Origin of the sequence: Stutzerimonas stutzeri (assembly GCF_002890915.1) — a bacterium.
In the GTDB taxonomy this organism is placed as follows: Bacteria; Pseudomonadota; Gammaproteobacteria; order Pseudomonadales; family Pseudomonadaceae; genus Stutzerimonas; species Stutzerimonas stutzeri_AF.
This window is the reverse complement of record NZ_POUT01000012.1, coordinates 1-16,198: the sequence shown is the minus strand read 5'-3', so window position 1 is coordinate 16,198 and position 16,198 is coordinate 1. Positions and strand designations below refer to the sequence as shown.

Annotated in this window: 12 protein-coding genes and 1 other RNA gene; 11 read left to right on the top strand and 2 right to left on the bottom strand. The window is 60.5% G+C overall.

Annotation, left to right across the window (positions count from 1 at the left end):
- The first annotated feature begins 66 nt into the window (after positions 1–66).
- The 9 genes from CXK94_RS18220 to CXK94_RS18180 all read left to right on the top strand — a co-directional run bounded on the left by CXK94_RS18220 (position 67) and on the right by CXK94_RS18180 (position 12,420).
- Positions 67–888: a (Fe-S)-binding protein gene (locus CXK94_RS18220; protein WP_037043473.1), complete on the top strand. Its 822-nt coding sequence runs from the start codon at positions 67–69 to the stop codon at positions 886–888.
- Complete coding sequence (locus CXK94_RS18215; protein WP_102895364.1) at positions 885–2,345, top strand: LutB/LldF family L-lactate oxidation iron-sulfur protein; 1,461 nt, start codon at positions 885–887, stop codon at positions 2,343–2,345. Before CXK94_RS18220 ends, CXK94_RS18215 begins: the two co-directional genes overlap by 4 nt.
- A 135-nt stretch (positions 2,346–2,480) precedes the next feature.
- Positions 2,481–3,152: a LutC/YkgG family protein gene (locus tag CXK94_RS18210; RefSeq protein WP_102895363.1), complete on the top strand. Its 672-nt coding sequence runs from the start codon at positions 2,481–2,483 to the stop codon at positions 3,150–3,152.
- Entirely contained in the window at positions 3,149–5,998 is a 2,850-nt protein-coding gene (locus CXK94_RS18205; RefSeq protein ID WP_102895362.1) for an FAD-binding and (Fe-S)-binding domain-containing protein, read from the top strand. The genes CXK94_RS18210 and CXK94_RS18205 overlap by 4 nt, the downstream gene beginning before the upstream one ends.
- 182 nt (positions 5,999–6,180) lie before the next feature.
- Positions 6,181–6,486 (top strand): hypothetical protein, encoded by a 306-nt coding sequence (locus CXK94_RS18200; protein WP_037043463.1) that lies wholly within the window; start codon positions 6,181–6,183, stop codon positions 6,484–6,486.
- A gap of 132 nt (positions 6,487–6,618) precedes the next feature.
- Positions 6,619–6,997, top strand: a transfer-messenger RNA (tmRNA) gene (gene ssrA, locus CXK94_RS18195).
- A gap of 98 nt (positions 6,998–7,095) precedes the next feature.
- Positions 7,096–9,537, top strand: a complete 2,442-nt coding sequence (locus tag CXK94_RS18190) for a site-specific integrase (protein ID WP_102895421.1) — start codon at positions 7,096–7,098, stop codon at positions 9,535–9,537.
- Between the two features lie 162 nt (positions 9,538–9,699).
- Positions 9,700–10,959 (top strand): site-specific integrase, encoded by a 1,260-nt coding sequence (locus tag CXK94_RS18185; RefSeq protein ID WP_011914403.1) that lies wholly within the window; start codon positions 9,700–9,702, stop codon positions 10,957–10,959.
- A gap of 1,095 nt (positions 10,960–12,054) precedes the next feature.
- Entirely contained in the window at positions 12,055–12,420 is a 366-nt protein-coding gene (locus CXK94_RS18180) for a histone-like nucleoid-structuring protein, MvaT/MvaU family (RefSeq protein WP_017243953.1), read from the top strand.
- Positions 12,421–12,545: 125 nt separating this feature from the next.
- Here CXK94_RS18180 and umuC read toward each other — a convergent pair whose 3' ends face one another.
- Both umuC and CXK94_RS18170 read right to left on the bottom strand, forming a co-directional pair.
- The gene (gene umuC / locus CXK94_RS18175; protein ID WP_017243954.1) at positions 12,546–13,826 is read right to left on the bottom strand and encodes a translesion error-prone DNA polymerase V subunit UmuC; all 1,281 of its coding nucleotides are present in this window, start codon (positions 13,824–13,826) and stop codon (positions 12,546–12,548) included.
- The gene (locus CXK94_RS18170) at positions 13,813–14,244 is read right to left on the bottom strand and encodes a LexA family protein (RefSeq protein WP_011914412.1); all 432 of its coding nucleotides are present in this window, start codon (positions 14,242–14,244) and stop codon (positions 13,813–13,815) included. Before CXK94_RS18170 ends, umuC begins: the two co-directional genes overlap by 14 nt.
- An 82-nt stretch (positions 14,245–14,326) precedes the next feature.
- Between CXK94_RS18170 and CXK94_RS18165 the strand changes: the two genes are divergently transcribed.
- Together CXK94_RS18165 and CXK94_RS18160 are read left to right on the top strand one after the other, a co-directional pair.
- Positions 14,327–15,040: an SOS response-associated peptidase family protein gene (locus tag CXK94_RS18165; RefSeq protein ID WP_011914413.1), complete on the top strand. Its 714-nt coding sequence runs from the start codon at positions 14,327–14,329 to the stop codon at positions 15,038–15,040.
- Between the two features lie 376 nt (positions 15,041–15,416).
- On the top strand, positions 15,417–16,198 hold a 782-nt coding region (locus tag CXK94_RS18160), incomplete at its 3' end, for a LysR family transcriptional regulator (RefSeq protein WP_102895361.1).

Here is a 16,198-nt window from a genome sequence, read left to right as displayed (position 1 = left end):
CGGGGCAAGAGCGTTTCCAACATCCCGCAGTTTGCGGATAACCGGGCCCACCCGGAGACCAAGCCGATGAGCGAACTCTTCTACAACGCCGCGCCCAACGCCACCCGCGTTGCGCCGCCGCTGCCCAAGCCACGCGAGTACCCGGCCAAGCCGAGCCAGGTCTACCTGTTCGGTACCTGCGTGGTGGACCTGTTCTATCCCGAGGCTGGCCTGGATGCCATCCGCCTGCTCGAACGCGAAGGACTGAGCGTGCACTACCCGCAGGGCCAGACCTGCTGCGGCCAGCCGGCCTACACCACCGGCTACACCGACGAGGCGCGCAAGGTCGCCCGTGCGCAGATGGAACTGTTCGCCAACGACTGGCCGGTGGTGGTGCCGTCCGGCTCCTGCGCCGGCATGCTGCGCCATCATTACCTTGAGCTGTTCAAGGACGAACCGGCCACGCTGAAGCAGGCCCAGGCGCTGGCCGAGCGCACCTTCGAACTGGCCGAATTCCTGCTCAACGTCTGCCAGGTCGAGTTCAAGGATGCCGGCACACCGACCAAGGTCGCCCTGCACACCTCCTGCTCGGCCCGCCGCGAGATGAACACGCACCTGCACGGCCGCGCCCTGCTCGCCCAGCTGGGCCAGGTCGAGCGCGTCGAGCATGACCACGAGAGCGAATGCTGCGGCTTCGGCGGCACCTTCAGCGTGCGCATGCCCGACATCTCCGGCGCCATGGTGCTGGACAAGACCCGCGCGCTGAAGGAGTCCGGCGCGCACCAGGTGGTCAGCGCCGACTGCGGCTGCCTGATGAACATTAACGGCTCGCTGGAGAAGCAGCACGAAGCCCTGCGCGGCCAGCACCTGGCCTCCTTCCTCTGGCAACGCACCGGAGGTGCCCGATGAACGCCGAACAGCGCATCCACGCCGTGCAGATCGAGAACGCCGGCGACCCGGATTTCCGCGCCCGCGCGCGCAAGGCCCTGAAGGACGAGCAACTGCGGCGCAACTTCCGCACCGCCATGGACTCGCTGATGACCAAGCGCGCCGCGGCCTTCAGCGATGCCGACGAGCGCGAGCGGCTGCGCGAGATGGGCAACCATATCCGCGCCCGCGCACTGTCCAGGCTGCCCGAACTGCTCGAGCGGCTGGAAGCCAACCTGACCCGCAACGGTGTGAAGGTGCACTGGGCGGAGACGGTGGACGAGGCGAATGCCATCGTCCTCGAGATCGCCCGCGCTCACGAGGCGCGCCAGGTGATCAAGGGCAAATCGATGGTCAGCGAAGAGATGGAGATGAACCATTTCCTCGAAGGCCATGGCATCGAAAGCCTGGAATCGGACATGGGCGAGTACATCGTCCAGCTCGACCACGAGAAGCCTTCCCATATCATCATGCCGGCCATCCACAAGAATGCCGGCCAGGTCGCGTCCTTGTTCCACGACAAGCTCGGCGTGGAGTACACCAAGGACGTCGACCAGCTCATCCAGATCGGCCGCCGCACGCTGCGGCAGAAGTTCTTCGAGGCCGACATCGGCGTCTCCGGGGTCAACTTCGCGGTGGCCGAGACCGGCACCCTGCTGCTGGTCGAGAACGAAGGCAACGGCCGCATGAGCACCACCGTGCCGCCGGTGCACATCGCCGTCACCGGTATCGAGAAGGTGGTCGAGAATCTGCGCGACGTGGTGCCGCTTCTGTCGCTGCTGACCCGCTCGGCGCTGGGCCAGCCGATCACCACCTACGTCAACATGATCTCCGGCCCGCGCAAGGCGCACGAGCTGGACGGCCCGCAGGAAGTACACCTGATCCTGCTGGACAACGGTCGCAGCCAGGCCTTCGCCGACAGCGAGCTGCGCCAGACGCTCAACTGCATCCGCTGCGGCGCCTGCATGAACCACTGCCCGGTGTACACCCGCGTCGGCGGCCACACCTATGGCGAGGTCTACCCGGGCCCGATCGGCAAGATCATCACTCCGCACATGGTCGGTCTGGACAAGGTACCGGACCACCCCAGCGCCTCGTCGCTGTGCGGCGCCTGCGGCGAAGTCTGCCCGGTGAAGATTCCGATTCCGACCATCCTGCGCCGCCTGCGCGAGGAGAACGTCAAGGCGCCGGACGACCCGCACAAGGTCATGCGCGGCCAGGGCAGCAAGTACTCGCGCAAGGAGCGGCTGATCTGGGCCGGCTGGCGCCTGCTCAACACCAGCCCGACGCTGTACCGCCTGTTCGGCTTCTTCGCCACCCGCCTGCGCGCCCTGACGCCGAGCAAGCTTGGCCCCTGGACGCAGAACCACAGCGCACCGAAACCGGCCGCCCGCTCGCTGCACGAGTTGGCCAAGGAACACCTGGAGGGCAAGCGATGAACCACCCCCGCCGCTGCCTCAACGCCCGCGTGGACAAGGCTGCGCCGTTGTCCACCCTACGCTGGCCAGCGTGCTTCGTAGGGTGGAAAACATGCGCAGCATTTTCCACCAACATGCCGTTTCCGGGAGCCTGACATGAGTGCCAAAGCCAACATTCTCGCCAAGCTGAAAAAGAGCCTGGAAGGCACTACGCCTATCGTCGATGACTACGACGAGTCGCTGGTCACCCAGCCGTGGAGCTATGCGCCGGAGCAGCGTATCGCCCGCCTGCGCCAGCTGATGGAAGCGGTGCACACCGAAATCCACCTGACCAGCGATGCCGCCTGGCCGGCCCTGCTGGAGCAGCTGCTGCACGACCGCCAGCTGCCGAGCCTGCTGATCGCCCCGACCACGCCGTACGGCGCGCGCTTCGCCGAGCATTGCGCCGGTCGCGCAGGCCTGCCGGCGCTCAAGGCCTACGACCGCCCGGTCGAGGAGTGGAAGGCCGAGCTGTTCAACGACACCCCGGCGAGCCTCACCGGCACCCTCGGCGCCATCGCCTCCACCGGCAGCCTGATCATGTGGCCGACCCGCGAGGAGCCGCGGCTGATGAGCCTGGTGCCGCCGGTGCACTTCGCCATCCTCAAGGCCAGCGAGATCCACGACAACTTCTACGAGATCCAGCAGAAGTTCCAGTGGGCCGCCGGCATGCCGACCAATGCGCTGCTGGTTTCCGGCCCATCGAAGACTGCCGACATCGAGCAGGTGCTGGCCTATGGCGCCCACGGGCCGAAGGATCTGGTCGTGCTGATCCTGGAGGACGCATGAACGCCGCCCTGCCCCTCGAACGCACTCCGCTGCCAGCGGCGTTCCTCGCCGAGGTCGAGCGGCTGATCCCTGCCGAGCGCCGCTTCGACGACCCGCTTTCCACCCTCGCCTTCGGCACCGACGCCAGCTTTTACCGGCTGATTCCCAAGCTGGTGGTGCGCGTCGAATCCGAAGCTGAGGTGATCGCGCTGCTCAAGCTGGCCCACGCGGAAAACGTCCCGGTGACTTTCCGCGCCGCCGGCACCAGCCTGTCCGGCCAGGCGATCAGCGACTCGGTGCTGATCGTGCTCGGCGACAACTGGAACGGCCGCGAGATTCGCAACGGCGGCGAGCAGATCCGCCTGCAGCCCGGCGTCATCGGCGCCAACGCCAACGCCGTGCTCGCGCCCTTTCAGCGCAAGATCGGCCCTGATCCGGCCTCGATCAACGCGGCGAAGATCGGCGGCATCGTCGCCAACAACTCCAGCGGCATGTGCTGCGGCACCGCGCAGAACAGCTACAAGACCCTCGCCGGCCTGCGCGTGGTGCTGGCCGACGGCACCATGGTCGACAGCGAGGATGCCGCCAGCGTTGCCGCGTTCCGCCAGAGCCACGCCGCCCTGCTCGAGCAGCTGGCCGAGCTGGGTCGCGAAACCCGCGCCAATACCGAACTGGCCGCGAAGATCCGCCACAAGTACCGGCTGAAGAACACCACCGGCTTTTCGCTCAATGCACTGGTCGACTACGACGAGCCGCTGGACATCCTCAACCACCTGATGGTCGGTTCCGAAGGCACGCTGGGCTTCATCAGCGCAGTGACCTACGACACCGTGCCGGACCATCCGCACAAGGCCAGCGCGCTGGTGGTGTTCCCCGATGTGGAGAACTGCTGCCTCGCCGTGCCGGTGCTCAAGCAGCAACCGGTGTCCGCCGTGGAGCTGCTCGACCGCCGCAGCCTGCGCTCGGTCGAGCACAAGGCCGGGATGCCCGAGTGGGTGAAGGAACTGTCGCCGACGGCCTGCGCGCTCCTGATCGAATCACGCGCCGCCAGTCAGTCGCTGCTGCACGAGCAGATCAATCTGATCATGGCGTCGATCGCGCACTTCCCGGTGGAAAAGCAGGTCGATTTCAGCGAAGACCCGGTGGTTTACAACCAGCTGTGGAAGATCCGCAAGGACACCTTCCCGGCGGTCGGCGCCGTGCGCCAGACCGGCACCACGGTGATCATCGAGGACGTGACCTTCCCGGTCGAGCGCCTGGCCGAGGGCGTCAATCGCCTGCTCGAACTGCTCGACAAGCACCGCTACGACGAGGCGATCCTCTTCGGCCATGCGCTGGAAGGCAACCTGCACTTCGTCTTCACCCAGGGCTTCGATGATCCGGCCCAGGTCGCCCGCTACGAAGCCTTCATGGGCGAAGTGGCGCAGCTGGTCGCCGTCGAGTTCGGCGGCGCGCTCAAGGCCGAGCACGGCACCGGGCGCAACATGGCGCCCTTCGTCGAGCTGGAATGGGGCAGCGAGGCCTACGCGCTGATGTGGAAGATCAAGCGCCTGCTCGACCCCACCGGCATCCTCAACCCGGACGTGGTGCTCTCCGAAGACCCGGACATCCACCTGAAGAACCTCAAGCCGCTGCCGGCCGCCGACGAGATCGTCGACAAGTGCATCGAGTGCGGCTTCTGCGAGCCGGTCTGCCCGTCCAACGGGCTGACCCTGACGCCGCGCCAGCGCATCGTCATCTGGCGCGACATCCAGGCACGCAAGCGCGCCGGCGTCGATACCAGCGAGATCGAGCGGCTCTACCACTACCACGGCGTCGAGACCTGCGCCGCCACCGGCCTCTGCGCCCAGCGCTGCCCGGTGGGCATCAATACCGGCGACCTGGTGCGCAAGCTGCGCGGCCGCGAGGCCAACCGCACCGGCACCGCCAACTGGCTGGCCGAGCACTTCGCCACCGCCGTGCAGGGCACCCGCTTCATGCTGCATGTGGCCAACGGTGCGCACCTGATCATGGGCACCCGCAACATGGCCAAGCTGTCGGCGACCATGACCCGCGCCAGCAAGGGCCGCCTGCCGCAATGGACCCCTGCCACACCGCAGCCGCTGCAACGCCTGCACCTGCCCAAGCCGCCCGCTGCGGACGAGCGCCCGCGGGTGGTCTATCTCGCCGCCTGTGTCTCCCGCGCCATGGGTCCGGCGGCGCGCGACCCGGAACAGGAGCCGCTGCTCGACAAGACCCGCAGCCTGCTGGAAAAGGCCGGCTACCAGGTGATCTTCCCCGAACAATTGAACGACCTGTGCTGTGGCCAGCCGTTCGCCTCCAAGGGCTATGCCGAACAGGGCGAACGCAAGCGCCAGGAGATGCTCGACGCGCTGCTCAAGGCCAGTCGCGGCGGGCTCGACCCGATCTACTGCGACACCAGCCCCTGCACCCTGCGCCTGGTCCAGGGCCTGACCGATCAGCGCCTGGACCTCTACGACCCGGTGCGCTTCATCCGCACGCATCTGCTCGACAAGCTGGACTTCGTCCCGCAGGACAAGCCGATCGCCGTGCACGTCACCTGCAGCACCCAGCACCTGGGCGAGGCGCAGGCGCTGATCGACATCGCCCGGCGCTGCGCCAAGGAGGTCGTGGTTCCTGAAGGTATCCACTGCTGCGGCTTCGCCGGCGACAAGGGCTTCACTACGCCGGAGCTGAACGAGCACGCACTGCGCAGCCTGAAGAACGCCGTGCAGATCTGCGAGGAAGGCATCTCCACCAGCCGCACCTGCGAGATCGGCCTGTCGCGCCACGGCGAGATCGACTACCACGGGCTGGTCTACCTGGTGGATCGGGTGAGCCGCAGCAAGGCCAGCGCCCCTCTCTAGCCCGCCACATGCGGCCCCGGCAGCGATGTCGGGGCCGCCTCGTCGATGTCATTTCGATGAACGCTCAAGCGCGATCGCAGTCCGAATTTTAGAGCCCGTGACGGGTTCACTTCACTCGGCGCCGCCGCTTCAGCTATCCCATCAGGCAGGCCCGGGAAGTCCACAAGACTGGAGGACCCACCATGAAAGTGCATGCACTGCTCGCATCCGCGATACTGCTCGCCAGCCCCGCCGTCTTCGCCCAGCAGGACCTGTGCCAGACCAACCTGCAGGAAATCGACGACAACATGGCCACCAGCATGGCCACCCTCGGCGAACCGGCCAAGAGCAAAGTCGAGGAGTACGTCCAACAGGCCAAACAAGCACAGCAGGCGGGCGATACCGAGGCCTGCATCGCCCACTCCACCAAAGCCCTGCAGGAACTCAAGGGCCCCGGCAGCACCGGCAGCGGTGGCACCAGTGGCTCTGGCTCCGGCGCTGGCAACTGAGCCATGGCGGCAGGATCGTGCCCACGATCCTGCCGCAGCCAGCTGTACATTTTGCAACCAGCATGGCTAAAAACTGATCGACACAGCGTCAAGATGGCCGTACACTCGCGCCCAGCACCACAAGCAACACCAGGGGCCGATTAGGATTCGACGCCGGTAACGAAACTTGAGGGGCATGCCGAGTTGGTAACAGAACTCGTAAATAAACTGTTGCAAACCTATAGTTGCCAACGACGACAACTACGAAGGGTACGCGCTAGCCGCCTAACCTTCATCTGGTCGCTTCGGCGCCAGCGGTCACTAGGGGATGCCTGTAAACCCGAACTGACCGTCAGACAGAACAGGATCGCCGCCAAGTTCGCTGTAGACGTAACGGCTAAAACTCATACAGCTCGCTCCAAGCACCCTGCCAATCGGGCGGCGCGGAGTTAACTCAGTAGATCTGGCTAAGCATGTAGAACCGATAGCGGAGAGCTGGCGGACGGGGGTTCAAATCCCCCCGGCTCCACCAATTCAACACTGAAACCCGTCTAGAACGCGGGTTTCAGCCCAGATTTGATGGCATTGGATTACTCACAGTCCGTCTGTGAATCCAAAAGGTATGCCATCATGTCCAAGCGCCAAAGCAAAACGGGTGTCCCCCACCTGGTCTATCAAGCCAACACTGGCTTCCAGTACTACCTCACATTCCCGAAGCATTTCGCGGCCAACCCGAAACTGCCTGCGCAAATCCGGTGGTCGCTCAGCCACGACGAAGCCCTGGCCCGCGATCTCGCTAAGTACCTGAATGCTTCTTTCGAGCAGTTCCTTGCCAAGGCAACCGAGCACTATGTCGAGCTCTTTTCTGACCGCCTGCTGGTTGACCTCCAAAGGTTTCACTTAGCGGTAGCGGAAGCACTCAAATTCGCCGACCGGGTTTGGAAAGTCCGTCCGTCGCCCATGAAGCTCGCGAACCAAGACCTTTCGGTCGCCCACGCTCGCATGATGAAAGAGAGTGCCGAGCGTGTAGTGCTCTATAGCCACGAGCCAGGGGGCGAAATTTTCTTCGCACTGACACCAACGCCCGCACTGGTAAAAGCGCTTGGGGTCGGGTTCGTACGCTTTGACTGGCCGCTCGGAACCAACAACCAGAACGTGGCGAGCGACGCTGCCCGGTACATTTACGCCGCCCTTGATGTACTCGAGACCGTCCCACCCTCCCCAGGGCGCTATTCGAAAGAATCTCCTGCATTTGCAGCGATGACGCTTTATGAATACCTGTGCCATGCCCGCCCAGATCAGGGTCGGAATCTCATGCACATCCCCCAAGCACTACCGCAGTCTCGGCAAGCTTTGCATTTTCATCTTCAGCAAGCCAACGCGATGCATTTGAAGCTACGCATCATCGATCGTGCGCTCTTGGTGCAGGAAGAGTCCGGGCTTTATGTGATGCTTATCGAACTCGATCCGTTGTGCATGAAAGCGCATCTGAGAGAAAAGAAAAGCTTTCGGGTTGAGCTGCTCACTAGCTCCATCATCATTGCGGTCCTCATGCTGACGTATACGCTGCAGAAGGTTGATAAGGTGCTGTTGCGTTACTTTCAGGAAGACGATCACCAAGATCCTTACGCCCAAGCCATGCAGGAAATCGGTGACCTGGTTCGGCGGATGTTGGGTTCTGCTGCAACCGCCGAGCCTATGCAGACGATTCCGGAGCTGAACTCGCCGACAGATGCTGTGGCACCGCCACAGGATCCAGGCACGCTCGCGTTGCTGAATGCGCTCGGGAGCGTTCTGCCCGACGCGCAGAAAGCCAAGCTTGAAACCCTCTTTACGCAACCCTCCGTCAACGATCGCATTGTCTCGCCGGCGCGTGGTTCAAACGCAGGGTTGAGCCTCGCAGCTTTGGTAAAGGAATACGAAGAACGGCAAATTCGTGAAGGCGCCTGGGCTAACCCGCGGACTCGCATTACCGCAAAGGCCCGCCTGGAAGGCCTGTGCGAGCTGCTTGGCGGGCACCGGCAAGTCGAGACGCTGACTCGCGCTGAATTCAACACGCTACGCGATCATCTGCGTAGCTATCCGAAGAACCGGCATCGCCTCCGTGCCACGCGTAACCAGCCGCTAAGTAAGATCATTAGCGACGGTAAGTTCGAGCCAATCAACCCTCGCACTGCGAAAAAGTTTTTTGAGCTGGCAAGGGCCCTTGTCACCTACGCTCATGATCAGGGTTACATCACCGAAAATATCGCGGCCGGATTGGCATTCAGCACCAAAGGAGCCGAGGCGCCGAGGAAGCGCACGTATAGCCCAAGCCAGATCGAGAAACTTCTTCACGGTCCGGCCTACACACTGACCACGCCGCCGCGCTGGCGCTTGGATGACTACAAGTTTTGGCTGCCGCTGCTTGGCCTTTTTACAGGCGCAAGGCTAAGTGAGCTGTGCCAGCTACGGCTCGAAGACATTCGGCAAGAACTCGGCGTCTGGCTCATCAGCATCAATCGAAGCGGGTCGAAACAGCTGAAGACGTCCGATTCGGAAAGGTTGGTGCCGATTCACCGGCAGCTTATCGAGTCGGGCTTCCTGGAGTTTCATCAAGCACGCCTGGAAGCTGTCGAGCGAGACGGCAAGGCTCCGCTTTTCGACAATATTCGGGTATACGGCGACCTTTCTCCCGGGCATGTTGCGAGCCGTTGGTTTCTCGGCTCAAGCCAGATTAGCCGGGGTTACCTTGGGCTTTGCGGCCTGGGAGATGACGGCCTGACGTACCACGGTCTGCGCCACACCTTTATCAATCAATTTCGCAGACAGAACCTTGACCTGGCGAAAGCCAAAGCGCTTGTAGGCCACTCGGATAAAAGTACCACCGGTGGGTACGGCGACTGCTATCCGTCTGACGTGCTCAAAGACGAGCTCGACAAGCTCGATTTCGGGCTAGGGCTGGGACACATCCATTACCGGCACTATCAAGAGTTACGAGAACGCCAGGGCGTTTTCAATGTCGGTCGCCCGGTTGGCACCCCCTTCCCCAGCGTGCGGGTTGCTAAGCGACACTGGAAAACGTACGCATAATATTCAGCTAATAAAAGGTAGGGGCTCGCTCTTACCTTTTGCTCATCTTGCGATTATTGACAAGTTGTCAATAAAAACTATCGCATGGTAAATCCTAATAGATTATCTTGACTGTTTATCCATCCAGTAATAATCTCAAGCCTCACCCACTGTGAGGTATATATGAATGTAACTGCCCCCCTCTCCATTCCTTTTTACAAAGGCCTGAGTCTTATCGTCGAACCCGGCCATGAAGAACACTTGCGAATCGCGTTGGCAAACATTTCAGCGATTACGGATGCGATAAACCGCTTTCAGTCTTCTCCTTTGCTTACCGAGTTCATGGACATAACGCTGTCCCGCTTTCTGCGAGAAAACAATTACGCAGGGAAATCCGAGCACATGCTTCGAGCGCGGATGGAGAAACTAAAAATCGCTCTGACGCAAGATAATCCTACCCGCCGAGTTGCTGAGCTTGATCGGGCCGACGTACAGCGTCTGAAGGATCAGCTACCGTCGTTACTCAAGCAGAACGCTGCGTCGGGTAGCAAAGGCGCAAACCTCACGACCTACTATCAGTTGTTCAATCGAATGCTAGACGAAGCACTTGAGAGCAAGCTGATTACCGAGGCGATCAAAGTCGCGACCTGCAATACAAAACACGCCGAAATCACCAAGCCATTTCTGGATAGCAATCTGAATCAGATGTTCTCAGGCTGGCCCTACAGAAAGTATCTCGCAGGCGACCTGCCGAAAATCAACCAGGACGCCAAGCCCTATCGGTTTTGGTTGCTCCCGCTTGGGCTCTATACCGGCGCGCGGCTTAACGAGCTCTGCCAGCTACGTGTGCATGATGTGATCCAGGATGTCCACGGCGTAGACCTTATCGATATCAACGATAATGGCTACAACAAGTCGTTGAAGACGGGGCCGTCGGCTCGGCAGATTCCAATCTGCTCGAAGCTAGTGGAGATGGGCTTTCTAAATTTCGTAGAAGAACGGCGCCAGGCCGATGGCAATGACGCTCTGCTTTTCAACGAGCTGAGCTTCGATCCAAAGCACCTATACTCCCGCGACCCAAGTCGGTTTTTCTGCGGGCCGTGCACGGGTACAGGATACATCGGTCAGCACTGTCCGCCGGCGGTTAATGGCGGGCTCAATTTTAAAAGTCTCCGTCGCTCGTTTGCCGTTCGGCTGGAACGGTCAGGCATATCTCCATCCACGATCGCCTATCTGCTCGGCCATGAGGGTGGTGCACCAGAAGTCACAGCAGACCATTACCTGGAGCAGCCACTGAGTCTGAGATTACTGGAGCAGATGGAACGGGGACTGACATACAACGCACAGACCGAGCAGATCCGCTGGGAGCATTTTAAAAAGCTGCTCGCAAACCAAGCCGGACGCGGAAAGCGAGGAAGGAGAACTAAGCAAAAGCCTTGCTAGCGCGTAGCGTTCAAAACAATCATCGCCTGGAGATGATTATGAGACAGGATGAATAAAAGGCCGCAGCCAATCTGCGGCCTTTTTCGTTCTGAACACAACAGGAAAGAAACCGAATTTTCACGCAACTCCGGGCATCGCTTGCGGCGACGGTTGGCACGCCCTATCGCTGAGCACAGTCCACCATCGAAGAACTTGCATCCGCTGCGACGAGAATTCCGTGACAGTCGGCTGCTGCCACACAAATTTCAGTTGAAGCGTGGGCGCTTTGGCATCAGACCGGACACCGCTTCATAACGCCACTGTGACAGACACACGGCACGGTCACCCGGCGCATCGACACTCACTAACTGCCGCAAGCCCTACGAGTGACACGGCGAGACTGCAGCACTCGAGTCATGTGACATGGCGGTCGTAAGACAAGTGTGCCGCAGTGATCGGGCTTATGATTGAGGCCGGGGCGGCAGCGCCCGCGAATGGCGCAGCTCACGTCTGTGCACAATCGCCATTTCGGCCAGGCAACGCCTGGCGGCTATGATTTGACAACAAAATTGCGGGGGCATACTTGAAGCAGCGAAGCGTTCCTTCAAGTATGCCCCCGCGCCCCATACTTGAAACCTTCAAGTATGGGGCAGTTGAGCATTTTGGGCGTTTGCAGGTAAGCGAAACGAATGTGGAGCGAGACCGAGCAATAAGACCAAAATGATCAACTGCCTTCGCGAAGCGGCTGCCATTGTTGTCAAAAAAGGCAGCTTTCTTCATTTGCCGCAGGTAAATGGCTAGCTCCAATTTCGATGCTATGCATGGCTACCTCTGCTAAAGCAGAAGAAGCCTGCTCACGTCCGCTTCCTCTACGGGATGCGCGACGTTTCTATGCAACGGCCGCCGCTTGGTCACCTCCCATTTTGCTAACCCACCACTTCATATGTCAGGAAGTACGCACCTCTCTGGCTGACAAACACTCCGCAGCGCCATCCCTGTACCAGCCTTCTCGATGACTGAATTACTCACGAAATCGGTCGGTCCTTAGTTTTCTCCCTCCGTGCCCAAGCGGTAGACTGAGACACACAAAGCAGTTTCGTTCTCCGAAGGTTACCCATGTCCAAACTCGCCGAATTCAAAGCTCTAGAAGCCCAGCTCGCAGCCCAGCTCAAGCAGCTTGATGCTCTTAAGAATGACGACAAACTCAAGCGCGAAATCGAGTTCGAGGAAAAACTCCGCAATTTGATGGGGCAATATGACGTAGGCCTGCGCGAAATTATTTCAATATTGGATCCGCAGCCCAGCCGCACCAGCATCAGCGCCACCCCGACGTCTCAAGCGCCTCGTCGGCAGCGCCAAGTTAAGGTTTACAAAAACCCAGAAACTGGAGAGGTGGTAGAGACGAAGGGTGGCAATCATAAGATTTTGAAAGCTTGGAAAGAAAAGCACGGCGCCGAAAAGGTAGAGGGTTGGCTTCAGTAAGCTATCCGACCAACACAAGAGCCAGGCACTGCCTGGCTTTTTCTTTACGCTTTCAGCGGTCAACGGATGCAAGCGATCGCACTACAACCAGTACCTGGAATTCATCGGTCCTCGCATGCACTCGCCTAGTTGCACCGCACCACCCACAACTGATCCAGCCTGGTCGTGAAACTTTGGCTCATCATCTCCCGTCGCATGCCCCAGTCCGGCGCGGTGGTTACGCGGCCGGGCCGGAGGGTATTGCGGCCCCACTTGGCGTTGATTGCATCGAGCACGCCCATAACGCGCTCCGACGCGGCGGGCTGGGTTTGGGCGAATAGATCGTCGGTGTACTCGCCGCGCTGGCAGAGGTCCATCAGCAGGACCTCTGCCTTGCTGAACGAAAAGCCATCGCGATAGATGTGTTCCAACCCAGCGATCGCCGCCCGGATGATGTAGCGGGTGTCGTTGGTGGGATACGGCAGCTCACACACGACGCCTTTCGCGAACTTGGGCTCGTCGGGATTAAACATGCCGGTACGGATGCTGATTCGGACGCGCTTGCACATGGACTGCTGTGCCCTCAGCTTCTCGCTGGCCCGAGCGGCATATGCCGCCACTGCGTCCTTGATTGGCTCAAGCTCGCGCAGGCGCTTGCCGAACATCCGCGAGCAGCAGATCTCCTGTTTGGGTGACGCGACCTCCTCCAGATCGAGGCACGGCGTCCCGCGCAGTTCGCGTGCGGTTTTCTCGATGACCACGCTGAATTTTTTGCGCAGGGTCCAGGCATCCGCGCTAGCTAGATCCCAAGCAGTACGTATGCCCAACCTGTTCAGGTGCTCGGTCATCCGGCGACCGACACCCCATACATCGCCGACGTCAGTCACGCGCAGCACCTTGTCGCGCCGCACCGGGTCGAGAAGGTCCACTACCCCACCCGTCTGCTTCTGCCAGCGCTTCGCTGAATGGTTCGCCAACTTGGCGAGCGTCTTGGTCCCCCCAATGCCCACCCCGACCGGGATACCTGTGCTGCGCAGTACCTCAGCGCGGATCCGCCTGCCGAGCACTTCGACGTCTGGCACACCGGTAAGGTCGGCAAACGACTCGTCGATTGAGTACACCTCAACCGCAGGCACCAGGCTCTCGATGACCGTCATGACGCGCTCGCTCATGTCGCCGTACAGCGCGTAATTGCTGGAAAACACCACAACGCCCCAACGCTCCAGGTCGCGCCGGATCTGAAAATACGGCACGCCCATTTTGATACCGAGCTGCTTTGCCTCGGCCGAGCGCGCGATCACGCAGCCGTCATTGTTCGAAAGCACGACGATAGGCGTACGGCGCAAGTCTGGTCGAAAGACACGCTCGCAGCTGGCGTAGAACGAGTTGCAATCAATGAGGGCGATGGCCCGCTCAGTACTTGCCATGGATTCGGATGCTGTATGACACCACGCCCCATACGTAGAGTTCTTCGCTTTCGAGGAGGTACCGCGGCGGGAACTTCGGATTAGCCGAGCGCAGAATGACCTGGCTGCCGGCTCGGTCGAAAATCTTGACCAGAGGCTCGTTATTCAGCGCTGCGATGATCACCTCCCCTTTTTCTGCCTCCCGTCCCCGGTCGATGATCAGAATGTCTCGGTCGAAAATGCCGACCTGGATCATGCTCTCCCCGTCTGCGCGCGCCAGGTAGGTATGCGGAGCTCGGATGTTCATCAGCTCGTCGAGCGAGATGCTCCCCTCCATGTGGTCCTGCGCTGGGCTCGGGAATCCGGCGGGCACGCAGAAACTGAAAAACGGCAGTGCAATTGTGGCGGGAGCAGCAGGTCCCAACATATGGACGGGCATGGCACAGACCTCATAACTGTATGCATATACAGTATTCTGAAGCTAGAGTCCGGTCAATTGAACCAGATGTGCGGGGGCACCCATGTGTGGACGTTTCGCTCAGTACCGAATCGCCTATGAGTACCTGGACAAGATCGCGATGCAGCTGCCCTTGCCATTGCGTGGCAGCGTGAATCCTGAGCCAATCGGACGCTACAACGTGTGTCCGCAATCACTGGTTCAGCTCCTGCACCAGGACGATGATGGCCTGCGCATGGAGCCGGTCAAGTGGGGTTACGCCCCATTGTGGGCACAGGGGAAGCGACCACCAGCGATAAATGCCAGGGTGGAAACGGCCGCGACTAGCAAGTTCTTTCGCGATATCTGGCAAACCGGCCGCGCAATAGTGCCCGCTGATGGTTGGTACGAGTGGAAGAAGGACGCGGCCAACCCGAAGATCAAGCAGCCCTACTACATCACGCTCCGTAGCGGCGAGCCGATGTTTTTCGCTGCGCTCGGGCGGTTTCAGCGAGGCGCCTCGCTGGAACCCCGAGACGGCGACGGCTTTGTTGTCATTACGTCATCTAGCGCTGCCGGCATGCTCGATATTCACGATCGGCGTCCTCTGGTTCTATCGCCAGAGTACGCTGCGCTCTGGATGCAGCAGGAGCTTTTGCCGCTCAAGGCTGAGGAGCTAGCACTGGCGCATGGTTTATGCGTCGAGGAATTCGAGTGGCATCCGGTGGGTAAGGACGTCGGGAACGTGCGGAATGATGGGCCGGAACTTATCAATAGGATCGCCCAGCCGCTGGTATAAAGGCATTTCGCTTCAATGACCGTTGGTGACAACCTAAATCAAGTGCGAGCTTTGCTTTCAGGCCCGCCACTGTATGGGCTCGCGCGACGGTGAGTCGTCAGTTTAGAAAAGTGAGCCAGGGAAATTCGCTAAAGCTCAAACGACGAGCTTGAACACACCTCTTAGGGGCAGATAGCACCGCTTCCGCTTACGGCCAGAAGCGGCCTATCGTTACCAGCTGAAATCGACCCTAAGCTGCCGCGTGTGTTCTGGCACCACACATTACGGAATTCCCCCACACTCACAGAAACCGTCGTCTATTGGGGCAATGTGGAACCAAGCAGCTGTAGCTTGCCTGGTGGCATAATCGCAGTTGGTTCATAACAGGTGTGCATTAATGGCCACTGAAAGCTACGACCAGCTCGCGATCTTTGCAGCCGTGGCGCAGGAGCGTAGTTTCACGCGCGCCGCTGCCAAGCTAGGTATGTCGCAGCCGGCCTTGAGTCGCGCCATGCGCCAGCTGGAAGAGCGCCTCGGCGTTAGGCTACTCGCGCGCACCACTCGCAGCGTTGCCCCCACGGAGGCAGGAGAACATCTGCTGCGGGTGGTCGCGCCCAGATTCGAAGAAATCGACAGCGAGCTGGGATTGCTCAGCGAGTTTCGTGACAAGCCGGCGGGCAAGCTGCGCCTCACCGCTGGCGAGCATGCGGCGATCACTATCCTGCAACCCGTACTGGCAACGCTGCTACCGGATAATCCGGATCTGAGCATCGAGGTCATCGTCGACTACGGTCTGACCGATATCGTGGCGGAAGGCTACGACGCCGGCGTACGGCTAGGTCAACAAGTGGCCAAGGACATGATTGCGATGCGCATCGGCCCAGATATGCGCATGGCTGTCGTCGGCTCCCCGGCGTATTTCGCTAGGCATCCGCAACCAGTAATTCCGCGTGACCTGATGCAGCACAATTGCATCAACATCCGCATGCCCACCTACGGCGGCATCTTCCCTTGGGAATTCGAGAAGAACGGAGAGGAACTCAAGGTACGAGGTAACCGTCCGCCGAACCCATCTCCCCGCTTCTTCCAGATAACGGCATGGTGTCCACCTATTTTTGGTGGACACCATTTCAAGCCACTTTCTGGAGGGTTTCGTGTCTCGACAGCGCCGTACATTTC